This is a genomic window from Acinetobacter sp. 24-47-64, assembly GCF_057737055.1.
On record NZ_CM173215.1, the window covers coordinates 1,725,094 to 1,737,517 of the forward strand.

Consider the following 12,424-nt stretch of genomic DNA (forward strand, 5'->3'; position numbering starts at 1 on the left):
ATGTAAAAAAGCGCTTTTCGGGGCTTTTTTTAATGCTGATGTTCTAGTTCATGGTGATATGCATCATCTTCTATCTGCAAGGTCATTTCAGTAATATGGTGATCATGACTTAACATTTCAAAAGCTTGTTGATGTAAACGTTTAGGATCGACATTCGGTGCAACCAAATGAACTGTGAGCATGACTTTTTTGGGTGTGATCGCCCAAACTTTGAGTTGGTGAATGTCCTTAACTCCTTCAAGCGATAATAAATCTGCACGGAGCTTTTCAATATCAATTTCATCAGGCACACCTTCGAGCAGGATGTTGACACTTTGCTTGGCGAGAATCCAAGCACGTGGTAAGACCCAAAATCCGATCAGGACTGCGATAATCGTGTCAATAAGTACCCAGCCTGTAAAATAAATAATCACAGCACCGATGATCACACCTACAGAACCAAGTGCATCACTTAATACTTCTAGATATGCACCTTTGACATTGAGGCTATCTTTACTACTCGAAAAAAGAATCTTCATCGAAATTAAATTAATGATTAAGCCAATGACGGCGACTATCATCATTCCAACACTCTGAATTTCAGGAGGATTACTTAATCGATGAATCGCTTCTATCAAAATATAAATTGCAACGATAAATAACATCACCGCATTAAATAGAGCTGCCAAAATTTCAAATCGCTGGTAACCAAAAGTTCGCTTATTGTCTGCAGGCTTTTGACCAATCTTAATTGCAACCAACGCGATGGCTAGAGCAGCAGCATCAGTAAACATATGTGCAGCATCTGACAGCAAAGCTAAACTTTGAGTAATAAATGCAGCAACAACTTCAATAATTAAAAATGTCGTGGTTAAGGCTAAAGCAAAAGTTAGTTTCTTTGCGTTGTCTTTACTGACTTCCACATGACTGTGATCATGATTATGCGAACTACCCATTTTATACTCCTCATCAGAAGCCTCACTTAAAATAAAGTGAGGCTTCTGATTCATATACATAATGTTATTGTTTAATTTATTGTTCTGCTTTTGCTTGATTCATCCACCTATACAATACAGGTAAAAGTAGTAGCGTCAGTATGGTGGATGAAATAATTCCACCGATAACCACTGTCGCAAGCGGTCGCTGTACTTCAGCACCCGTACCCGTAGCAAGCGCCATTGGAACAAATCCTAAAGACGCCACAAAAGCAGTCATCAGCACAGGACGTAATCGCAACATTGCACCTTGCCAAATGGCATCATTTAAACTGTATTCACTTGTTAGCTCCTTAATAAAGGTCAACATAACCAGTCCATTCAGAACAGCGACACCTGATAAAGCGATAAAACCAATACCCGCAGACATTGAGATGGGAATATCACGTAACCATAAAAATAAGACTCCCCCCGTGAGAGCAAAGGGTACGCCCGTGAATACCAATAAACTTTCTCTTATATTTTTGAATACAGCCATCAGCAGGATAAAAATCGTAATCAAAGCCAATGGAATCACGATAGTCATTCTAGCTTTGGCAGATGCCAAATTCTCAAACTGTCCACCATACTCAATCCAATAGCCACTCGGTAATGCATATGTCGTGAGGCTAGATTGCAACTCTTGGACAAATGAACCCAGATCTCGCCCTTCAACATTTGCCGTCACAATAATCCTACGCTTGCCATTTTCACGACTCACCTGATTCATACCATCAATATTTGAAACTGTAGCCACATCTGCCAGTCTTACTGTCCCACCATTGGGGAGTTGTATGGGTAATTGTGCAATCCCCATGACTGTCCGATCTTGATCAGTAAGTCGAATAACAAAATCAAAACGGCGGTCGCCTTGTAGAATTTCACCGACTTGTTGACCACCGATACTTGAAGCGACTAAATTTTGTATTTCACGAACCGAAAGACCATATTGCGCTGCTAAAGAACGATTTACGTCTATATTTAATAAGGGTAAACCTGAAGTCTGTTCTACTTTGACTGCGGTACTGCCACTGATTTTTTGCACAATCTTGGCAATTTTGGCAGCTTCATCATTTAACACCTGCATATCATCGCCAAAAATTTTTATACCTATGTCACTGCGCACCCCGGAAATGAGCTCATTAAAACGCAGTTCAATGGGTTGAGAAAATTCACTATTGTTGCCAGGCAAAGTCTCCAAAAAAGTTTCAATACGTGACCTTAAATCATCTAAGCTTTCTTTGGGATTCGGCCACTCTTGGCGAGGTTTTAACATAATGAATCCATCTGAGATATTGGGTGGCATCACGTCTGTCGCCACTTCAGCAGTACCCGTTCGTGCGAAAACATTTTTAATTTCTGGAAAATTTTGAAGCAAAAGTTTCTCAGTCATTTCCTGCATTCTTAATGATTCTTCTAAGCTGGTACTGGGTGAACGCATTTGTTGAATAGCAAAATCACCTTCGCTTAATTGCGGTGCGAATTCACTTCCTAGACGTGTCGCCAACAACCCTGTTAAAACCAAAATACTAACTGCGAGCGTTAACATGACCGTTCGATATAAATAAGTCATATCTAATGCTTTTAGATATTTTTTCTTTAACCATAACATCCATCTACTTTCAGTTTCTTTGACTTCACCTGTTACAAATAAAGCCACTGCAGCAGGAACAAAAGTAATGGATAAAATGATCGCAGCAATAAGAGCTAATACTACGGTGAGTGCCATAGGGTGAAACATTTTTGCTTCAACACCACTTAAAGCAAATATGGGCAAGTACACCACTAAAATAATCGTTTGACCAAAAATTAAAGGACGGCGCGCTTGACGAGCGGCAAGGAATACTTCTTTAAATCTCTCTGAACGTGTTAAAGGTCGTCTTAACTGTTCTTGGGCATGAGCTAATCGGCGAATACAGTTTTCGACAATTACCACTGCCCCATCTACAATAATTCCGAAATCTAGCGCACCTAAACTCATAAGGTTGGCACTAATCTTTTGCTGTGCCATACCTGATAATGTAAATAACATCGAAAGTGGAATCACGCATGCTGTAATTAAAGCTGCTCGAATATTTCCCAAGAAAATGAATAAAATCACAATCACCAAAATCGCCCCTTCGACTAAGTTCTTTTGAACTGTCTTAATGGCTTTCTCGACTAAGGTGGTACGATCGTAAACAGTTTCAATTTTTACGCCTTCGGGCAGTGTGGTTTGAATTTCTTGAATTTTTTGATCAACCGCTTGTGCAACACTACGGCTGTTTTCACCCATCATCATCATGGCGATGCCGAGTACGGTTTCTTCTCCGTTATAGGTCGCTCCGCCTGTTCTAAGATCATGTCCAATCGACACTGAAGCAATATCTGAAACACGGACGGGATTTCCATTTAAGGTAACCACCGTTGTATTTTCAATATCCTGTATCGTATTCAGTGTTCCAGGAACTCGTACTGTCAGTTGTTGACCTCCATCTTCAATAAATCCTGCTCCACGATTTTCATTGTTCTCAGTAAGAACTTGTTGAAGTTGCGTCAAACTGACTTGTAGTTGTTGCATACGATTCAAGTCTGGCGAAACAACATATGTTTTATTGAATCCTCCAATACTATTCACCTCAGCAACGCCTTTTACGCGTTGCAATTGTGGACGCACGATCCAATCTTGAATTTCGCGTAAATCCATTGCTGTGTATGAAGAACCATCAGGTTTTTTAGCCTTTGGCTCAGCTTTTAGTACCCATTGATAAATTTCACCCAGCCCCGTAGATACTGGAGACATGGTAGGTGCGATATCATCAGGTAATTCGGATTGAACCTCTTGCACACGCTGATTGATTTGTTGACGTGCCCAGTAAATATCTGTGCCATCTTTGAAGACAATAGTGACCTGAGATAAACCATACCTAGAGATCGAACGTGTTAATTCAAGATCTGGTATCCCCGCCATGGCATTTTCAATTGGATACGTAATGCGTTGCTCAACTTCGAGCGCAGTAAATCCATTAGCTTGGGTATTAATTTGAACCTGTGTATTGGTAATGTCTGGAACTGCATCAATTGGCAATTTTTGATAACTATAAACTCCAACAGCAATCCAAGCACAGGCAAACAGCATGATCCAAATCGCATGTTGAATTGAAAACTGAATAATTCGCTCAAATAGCCCTTCAGCCTTCGGCATGTCATGATTAGTGCCCATGGTCAGCTTCTCCTTTTTCTAACTCCGATTTCAGTAAGAAGCTGCCTTGATTGACATATTTTTGCCCCGTTTGAAGACCAGACTTAATTTCTGCCCATTGACCATCTGAAGACATTTCACCTACTTCAATGGGTTGCGCTTTAAAGTGGAGTTTTCCATTTTTTTGTTCTGTAACAATAAATACTGCTGATTTACCTTCGATTTGTTGGACTGCATTTTTTGCAACGCGTAATACATTCGATGCATCAGGACTTTGAAGTTCAACATTTACCATCAAATTTGGTCTTAACTCACTTGCCTTTCCTTGAACTTTAGCGCGAACAATCAAGCGACCAGTCTGCGCATCTGCTTGCGACGTTAACGATTGCACAACTGCTGTATAAGTCTGACCTGACTGTAAAGATTTGAATTGAATATTTTGTTGTGTACCAATTTGATTACTCGCATCTGCAGGTAGCACAAATTCGAGCCATAAATCTTTTAATTGTTCGATGATGAAAATCTGATCTGCAAGTTGCACATTTTCACCCACCACAATGTCTTTTTGGCTGATCACGCCCGAGATTGGCGAACGAATGGTAAAACGACCATTCGAACCTGCTGAGGCACCCAAAGCTTGTAAACGTGCATTGGCACTTTGCACTGTGATTTGTGCTTGACGATATGCATTTTCAGCACGTTGCAAATCCTGTTTTGCGGAGATCCCCTGCGACCACATCTGTTGTTCACGCTGCAAATCTTGACGTGCCAAATCTAAATTGGATTGCGCCATTCTCAAATTCGCTTGTTGGTCAATAAGTTCTGGGACACTTAGTACTGCAAGTACTTGACCTTTAGTCACTTCTTGTCCCAGTGCCACATTCACTTGCTCAACATGACCAGCAAAATTAGGGGAAATATGCGCTTGCTGATCTGTATTTACCATCAATTTTGCAGGCAAGTTTGTGTATCGCGGAATTGCACCTAATTGAGCTGATTCTATTTTTATACTATGTTCGACTAGCTGTTTAGATGTGAGTTCAATCTCACCTTCTTCTGCATGATCAGCTTCTGCGCCATTCGACGTTTCAGCTTGCTCTTCACTCTCAACAATTGCTGTTTTCTTATTATCTTTGAAAAAAATCCAAATCCCGAAAACTACGGTCACCACAATAATGAGGGCGATGAGGAATGCTTGGTTTATTTTTCCTTGTTGTATAGATCTCATTTTATTCTGCCCCTATATTGATGAAATTTTCTGACTGTGACACAGCATCTTTGAGTAATTGGGTATAGGCATCCGAACGACTAATTTGTTCATAACTGGTACCAATACTTAATGCCTCAGCAGCTAGTGCGGTTTGCCATGCCTCTCTTAAGAGCTGAATTTGACTGAGCCGAATATTTTGTAATTGTGTCGTTGCTTGTTGCACCTCAGTGATTGAAAGTTTTCCATTTTTAAAACCGAGCAAAGAGCGCATCTGTACTTTTTCAGACAAATCTTTTTGTCTCAGTACAGCGTCAAATTGAAGCTTTAAGCCACGCACCTGATGAAATGAGTTTGCAATCTCTAAAATTTGTTGTTTGAGTTCTCTTTGTTGTTGACGCTCAAGTAGAGATTGCTGACGTTGAGCAAGCGGAATTTGGTATTGCTGACGATTAAAAATATTGAACGGAATATCGACACCCACAGATAAACTAGTATCGTTTGTCTCATTGGGCGCTTTTGTTCGCGTCATTCCTACATTCAAATTTGGATTTGGTTTTGCTTTTACTTTAAGTTGCTCAATTCGTTGATTAGCCTGCACAACATTGAGTGCATAAAGCTTTTCTAAATAACCTGCAGAAATATAATTTTGAACATTCTGTTCAACTTGGTCAGGCCAATAAATCCGATTTGAATCAACCTTCACCTCTGCTTCAGTTTCTCCCCAGAGATTAGAAAGATTACGTTTTGCAATTTCCTTATTTAAAATGGCTTGCTGATAATTGCGTTCATTTTCTGCCGCTTCAATCTGCGCTCGTTCATACTCAACTAAGGCTATGCTTCCTGCCTGATATCGTTTTTTAGCGCTGTCTAAAGTTTCACGACTGACTTGCAGTTGAGACTTTTGAATTTGCGCTTCAGATTGCGAAATTAAAAACTGTGACCAAGCATACTTCACGATTAATTGGCTTTGTGCTTCCCACAACTTTTCTCGCAATTCATTTTGTTGCCCAGCCAAACGCGCTATATTTTTTTGAATCCGTCTTTGACCAAAAATGTCGATCGGCTGACTAATACCTAGACTTAACTCTTGATCTTGATTCGAGCCAAAGCCATCTCGAGAGAGATTGATAGTCGGGTTTTGCCAAAGTCCACTTTGCTTGACTGCAAGTTCTGACATTTCTTGTCGTTGCTGCCAAATCTGTTCTGATTGTTGATATTGAGACACTTGAACCAGTGCTTGTTCAAGCGAATTGACTGTCATTGCTTGAGCATTTGCACCCAAACTAAGCGAACCTAAAACCAGCCATAATCGAATGGAATGTTTTAATTTAAAAGACATGTGAATTTCCCACTAATTTAAAAATAAGTGGTGGGAAATTTTTAGGCTACCCCACCAATAGCGGGGTTAATTCAGGAGGCGGAGGGATTTTACCTAAATGAGGCGATTGATAGGCATTAATCCAAAGAAAGTGATTTTGGTAAATCTTTTCGATGTGTTGTGACGAAGGCAAATTCTCGTTTACAGCAAGAATAAACTGAGACATTGACGGCAGATGATCTTGATGATCCAAAAAATCAATTTGCGCTTTTTCTTCTAGCGTCACGCTTTGATCATCACCAAGCACGAAGCCTTTTTCAATTTGGGACTTCGGACTTTTATTTGGAAGATCGGCTTGGCAAAGTACAGGTTGATGATGACCAAAGTGAAAACTTTGTGTCGATGTTGAGTCGCTTTCATGAACACAAAAAGCCGCCGCCACATTCCAAAGGCTTTGGAACATGAACATACATGCTAAGAATGTCACAAATTTAGCCGATCTCATTTAAGCAGGCTCTCATCTTTTCTATCTGCATTTAAAACGTGATAGTGATCACCATCAAGTGAAGAGTTGTAATTCTCCATCATATTTTGATGATCGAAACCTTGATATTGAAAGAATGTACATAAGAAAAATGAATGAAAACTTAAAAATTTAGCGCTTTTAAAGCACGCTTCGAAAATGGCATCGATTTTGCAACCTAATCATACGAATTTTATTTTTTGTATTACTGAGGTGGCAACGATGAGCTATGTTGCACGAGAATTGAGTCAAAAGCATAAATTTTTGCTTGGTTTTGGATCGTTTTTAATTCCAATTTTAATCTGGTGTGCAGTGAGTTATTTGCCTTTTATTTGGCATCCCCAAGTTCAAATCACAGATTCTGGTAGCACAACATTTTTACAATTCGATAGCCGTGTCAGTAGAGAAGTTTATTATGCTGAAGCGCAATTGGCAGTCGATCAAGGACTGCCACCACCTCGGGGAATTTTGGTCAATCCCATTTACCTACCCGCACCAGATGAAGTCGCTACAGCCTTAGTGACCGCATTTACAACGCCACCCGCTCAAGCAAATGCACCATGGTTTCATGAAAGTTTATGGCACAGCATTAAACTGGTGTTTACCGCATTTTTTATTTCTTCTTTGATCGGGATTCCTTTGGGTATTCTTTGCGGTTTTTCTCATAAAATTTCTCAGTTAACTGAACCTTTTGTAGAGTTCTTTCGCTATCTGCCTGCACCAGCCTTTGGCGCTCTTGCTGTTGCGATTTTGGGCATTAATGACGCACCTAAAATTGCCATTATTGTGATTGGTACCTTGTTCCAACAAATTCTGATTATTGCCAATACCACCCGTCTGGTCGACCGCAGTCTTATTGAAGCTGGATTCACCTTAGGAACTAATAAAATCAAAAGTTTATTTTATGTGGTCATCCCTGCTGCACTCCCAGAAATTTATCGAAACCTTCGTGTACTTTTAGGTTGGGCTTGGACCTATTTAATCGTTGCAGAACTCATAGGAAGTACATCCGGTATCACGTGGTTCATCACTCAACAAGCTCGCTATCAAAACTTTGACAATGTTTTTGCCGCAATTTTGATTATCGGTTTGATTGGTCTGATTTGCGACGTGATTTTAATGAAACTTGGACAGCACTTATTTAAATGGAAAACGGGAGCTCGCTAATGTCTTCACTAATTCAACCCTCAGATTTTGATGCCCGCGCTTACTTTGACAAAATTTACGCTCGTCCCGTCATTTTAGAAGCGAAAAATCTCACCCAGAAATTTAGCCACGGAAAAACTGAGCGCACCATTTTAAATGCTTTAGATTTAAAAATTCATAAACGTGAATTTATCTGTGTTATTGGTCCTTCAGGATGCGGTAAGTCTACCTTTAGCCGTATTGTGGCAGGTCTTGATCCATATACCAGTGGTGAATTACTGGTAGACGGTGAAACCATCACAGGACCGAGTCCAGAGCGTGGCATGGTTTTCCAAGGCTACACACTGTTTCCATGGAAAACGGTAAAAGAAAATGTCATGTTTGGTCCACTCATGCGAGGTGCCAGCAATGCTACAGCTGAGGCGCAAGCCCGCGAATGGATCAACATTATCGGACTTGAAAAATTTGAGCAGCAATACCCTCATGAACTTTCTGGAGGGATGAAACAACGCGTTGCCATCGCTCGCGCGCTCGTGAATCAGCCAAAAATTCTCTTAATGGATGAACCCTTTGGAGCTTTAGATCCTCATACGCGTCAAAAAATGCAAAAGCATCTGATCGATCTTTGGGCCAATATCGATATCACGATTATTTTTGTGACACACGATATGGACGAGGCGATTTTACTGGCCGATCGGATTGTGGCATTGAAGGCCAATCTTGGCGAAATTAAGGAAATCATTGAGGTTGATCTACCAAGACCACGTCAGCATGAATTGATGCTCACTGAAAAATTTAAATATTTAAGACAACGTGTAGATGCTTTGGTACATGCTGAAGAAGATGAACTTGATCCAGCACTCGCCGACTTACCTAAAATTCCAAGAATGACCAAGGTCAGTCATTCTAAATAAGGCGCTATATCCTGATCACACAAACGGTCAGGATAAAGCATGCAACATCAATCCTTTTGACCACACCATTTTAAATGCAGACTTGGATTAATCACGACTTCATTTCATCACGCTCAATTCGCCCATCTACCAATTGAATGGTTCGATCACATGTAGCGGATAATCGTGGATCATGGGTCACTAACAATACCGCACAATTTTGTTGCTCGTTTACTTCACGAAACAGCTCAAAGACTTCGCTCGCTGTTTGACTGTCTAGATTACCTGTAGGTTCATCAGCGAGGAGTAAAGCAGGCTGAGTGATTAAAGCTCTCGCGATTGCGACACGTTGTTGCTGCCCACCAGAAAGTTGACTGGCTTTTCGTTGTGCAAATTGACTCAATCCTACCGCTTTTAACAAATCATGTGCTCGATCTAAAGCTTGCTGATTGGGTTTACCATGCACCAACATTAGAGGCATCAAAACATTCTCAATAACGGTGAACGCTTGAATCAAATGATGAAACTGAAACACAAATCCTATGCTCTTCCCACGCAATTCTGTTCTTTGTTGATCTTCCATTTGACTGGTTGGTTGACCAAGTAAATAAATTTCACCACTGGTGGGTTGATCGAGTAAACCTAAAATATTTAATAACGTACTTTTACCTGAACCTGAAGGTCCAATTAACGCAGCAAAATCTTGACGATGTATCGCAAAATCAATCCCATGCAGCACTTCAATTTCATTGGGTTGTCCAATGTTATAAGACTTTTTCAAAGCCTCTAAACGTAGTACTTCATCATGATTAGACATGACGGATTGCCTCCACAGGATCTAAACGCGCTGCACGACGGGCAGGAATCGCCGCTGCAATTAAACCGCTCAATGTTGCAAGTAATAAAGCGGATCCAATCAAATAAGGTGAAATTGGAATGTAGAATAACCCTGGGCCAAATTCATTAAATGACCAAACCAATGCATAACTGGTCAGGATTCCAACAATAGAACCAAGTAAGCCGAAAATCGCACCTTGAATGAGAAAGATCATCAAAATTTGTTCTCGGCTCGCACCTGTCGCACGCAAGATTCCGATCTCACGTGTACGCTGTACCACTGTAATGGAGAGTACGCTGGCGATCGCAAATGCAACAGATATTCCAACAAATATAATAATCATATTGGTTGAAAGACTTTGCGCTGAAATCGCATTCACCAATTGCGCATTACTTTCAATCCAACTTTCAGCTTTTAATCCAGTGAGACGATGAATTTGAGTTGCGACCTGATCTGCGGAGAAAATATCAGAAATACGAAGATCAATAATGGTAACCCCACCCGGCAAACCCAATAAAGACTGTGCCCGCTTTAGATCGATATACATATAGCGTGAGTCTAGTTCTTTGACCCCGAGTTCAAAAATACCCGTTACATTCATGACGGCGTTAATATCTTGACCGTTATCAACGCGAATTTTACTGCCTACGCGCACACCAAGGTCTCTGGCCAACTCACTTCCGATGAGTACATCATCTGCTTTTAAACGAAGCTGACCAGTTTTTAGATACTCTTGCAAAGGTACAATACGTTGATAACGTGGTAAATCAATCCCCATAATCGCAACTGACTGAATCGCTTCTCCCCGTTTTACCAGTGCAGGTCCTGAAACCATGGGAGAAACGGCATTGAGCGTCTTGATATTGTCTAGATTTTCAAGAACTTCTTGCCAGTTATTGATCGACTTGAGTCTTTGAGCCCTTTGATCTTCATGGATGATATGTGCTACGCCCTCAGGCACTTTAACGACGCGATTGACCTCATCTGGTGCATGTAAACTGATATGTGCCTGAGTTCCTAACGTACGCTCAATCAAATTGGACTGAAGCCCCTGAATTAATGCACTAATAAAGACAATAACGGCAACACCAATAGCAACACCACCAATAATCATCAGTGTTTGACTGCGACCCTCGCGTAAAAACCCAACAGCAATGAGCCAATTGGTCCATAAACGCTTCATCTTCAAAGTGCTTGTACCTGCTTAGTTCTGACACGCTGATCCGCTTTTACTTGATCAGGTTTTATAACGACCTGATCATTGTGATCCAACCCTGATAAGATTTCAGACATGGCAGTCCCACGCAACCCTAATTTTACAGATTGACGTTGGACCTTGCCCTCTCTTACCACCATAACTTCAGCTTGCGTGGTTGAAGGGTCAATAAGCGCGTCATTGGCTATTACTTTGGTTTTATTTCGACGTGCTGTTTCGACATTCACTGAGACCGTCATATCTTGCTTCAAAAAATTGGGTACAGAGTTCACCGCCAATTTAACTTCAACCGTACCACGTTGAGGATCAATATTAGGTGCAATAAAGTTAACTTCAGCTGGAAATGCTTGCTCTGGATAAGCATCTGCAATCACTTCCGCTTTTTGACCTAATTTCAGATAAGGTAAATTTTGCTCATCCACCGCCACTTTAATTTGCGTTGGACTATCAACTGCGACTGTAAAGAGCACCTTTCCAGGTTGAATCGCATCCCCTTTTTCGACTTCACGCGTCAAGATCGTACCCGATACTTGTGCCCGAATTTCACTTTTTGCCAATTGGGCACGTAGTGCATTTAATCTTTCACTTAAGGTTTTTTCTTCCACTTGACCTGGAGCAAGGCTTTGCGCCTTCAGTTTTGCCGCAGATAATTGATTTCTCGCTAAGCGTTCAGCTTCTAAGGCTTGTTCTTTTTCCTCTACAGAAAGCACTCCCGGTTCCGTTTGCTGACGACGTCTTGCTTCGCGACTGGCTTGTTGTAATTGGAATTCTGCCGTTTTCAATTCAACCTGCGCTTGTGGATAGCGAATTTTCCGCAATTCCTCTAGCGCAACTTCTGCTTCACGGACTTGTGCTTTTAAATCATCAGATTGAATAATTAACAGTACATCTCCTGCTGCTATTCGTTGACCTTCTTGCACGCGTCGCTCAATCACCACACCCGAAATTTCACTCCCAATTTCACTACGTGCTACATTTTCAGCACGACCTGAAGCGACCACTGTTTGAATCAGTGGTTTTTCTTCGATTAGGTAAGTTTCGACTACAGGACCTTGCCACCAACGGAAAATGAAATATATCCCACCCATCGAAATGAGCAGAATGAGAATCCACCATTTTCGTTGTTTTAAAATACGCAAAGCTTTA

At 41.0% G+C, this 12,424-nt stretch carries 10 protein-coding genes; 2 read left to right on the forward strand and 8 right to left on the reverse strand.

All coding sequences use genetic code 11. The features are described 5' to 3' along the window. Positions 1 to 29 precede the first annotated feature (29 nt). The 5 genes from AC1M85_RS08255 to AC1M85_RS08275 all read right to left on the reverse strand — a co-directional run bounded on the left by AC1M85_RS08255 (position 30) and on the right by AC1M85_RS08275 (position 7,167). The gene (locus AC1M85_RS08255) at positions 30 to 935 is read right to left on the reverse strand and encodes a cation diffusion facilitator family transporter (RefSeq protein ID WP_488212865.1); all 906 of its coding nucleotides are present in this window, start codon (positions 933 to 935) and stop codon (positions 30 to 32) included. A gap of 76 nt (positions 936 to 1,011) precedes the next feature. Next, positions 1,012 to 4,155: an efflux RND transporter permease subunit gene (locus tag AC1M85_RS08260; protein WP_488212866.1), complete on the reverse strand. Its 3,144-nt coding sequence runs from the start codon at positions 4,153 to 4,155 to the stop codon at positions 1,012 to 1,014. Continuing rightward, positions 4,145 to 5,362 (reverse strand): efflux RND transporter periplasmic adaptor subunit, encoded by a 1,218-nt coding sequence (locus tag AC1M85_RS08265; RefSeq protein WP_488212867.1) that lies wholly within the window; start codon positions 5,360 to 5,362, stop codon positions 4,145 to 4,147. Before AC1M85_RS08265 ends, AC1M85_RS08260 begins: the two co-directional genes overlap by 11 nt. A 1-nt stretch (position 5,363) precedes the next feature. Next, entirely contained in the window at positions 5,364 to 6,683 is a 1,320-nt protein-coding gene (locus AC1M85_RS08270; RefSeq protein WP_481588248.1) for a TolC family protein, read from the reverse strand. 46 nt (positions 6,684 to 6,729) lie between these two features. Then, positions 6,730 to 7,167 (reverse strand): cation efflux protein, CzcI-like, encoded by a 438-nt coding sequence (locus AC1M85_RS08275; protein WP_488212868.1) that lies wholly within the window; start codon positions 7,165 to 7,167, stop codon positions 6,730 to 6,732. A 240-nt stretch (positions 7,168 to 7,407) separates the two neighbouring features. On the opposite strand from AC1M85_RS08275, the gene AC1M85_RS08280 reads away from it, so the two are divergent. Together AC1M85_RS08280 and AC1M85_RS08285 are read left to right on the forward strand one after the other, a co-directional pair. Beyond that, positions 7,408 to 8,352, forward strand: coding sequence for an ABC transporter permease (locus AC1M85_RS08280; protein ID WP_488212869.1), 945 nt, complete (start codon positions 7,408 to 7,410; stop codon positions 8,350 to 8,352). After that, positions 8,352 to 9,245 (forward strand): ABC transporter ATP-binding protein, encoded by an 894-nt coding sequence (locus AC1M85_RS08285; protein ID WP_488212870.1) that lies wholly within the window; start codon positions 8,352 to 8,354, stop codon positions 9,243 to 9,245. Before AC1M85_RS08280 ends, AC1M85_RS08285 begins: the two co-directional genes overlap by 1 nt. Before the next feature lie 91 nt (positions 9,246 to 9,336). Here the strand turns inward: AC1M85_RS08285 and AC1M85_RS08290 are convergent, their stop codons facing one another. Genes AC1M85_RS08290 through AC1M85_RS08300 form a run of 3 tightly spaced genes read right to left on the reverse strand, consistent with a single transcriptional unit; the run spans position 9,337 to position 12,417 of the window. Beyond that, positions 9,337 to 10,041 (reverse strand): ABC transporter ATP-binding protein, encoded by a 705-nt coding sequence (locus AC1M85_RS08290; RefSeq protein WP_481953087.1) that lies wholly within the window; start codon positions 10,039 to 10,041, stop codon positions 9,337 to 9,339. Beyond that, positions 10,034 to 11,245: an ABC transporter permease gene (locus AC1M85_RS08295; RefSeq protein WP_488212871.1), complete on the reverse strand. Its 1,212-nt coding sequence runs from the start codon at positions 11,243 to 11,245 to the stop codon at positions 10,034 to 10,036. Before AC1M85_RS08295 ends, AC1M85_RS08290 begins: the two co-directional genes overlap by 8 nt. A gap of 2 nt (positions 11,246 to 11,247) precedes the next feature. After that, entirely contained in the window at positions 11,248 to 12,417 is a 1,170-nt protein-coding gene (locus AC1M85_RS08300; protein WP_035263863.1) for an efflux RND transporter periplasmic adaptor subunit, read from the reverse strand. Positions 12,418 to 12,424 lie beyond the last annotated feature (7 nt).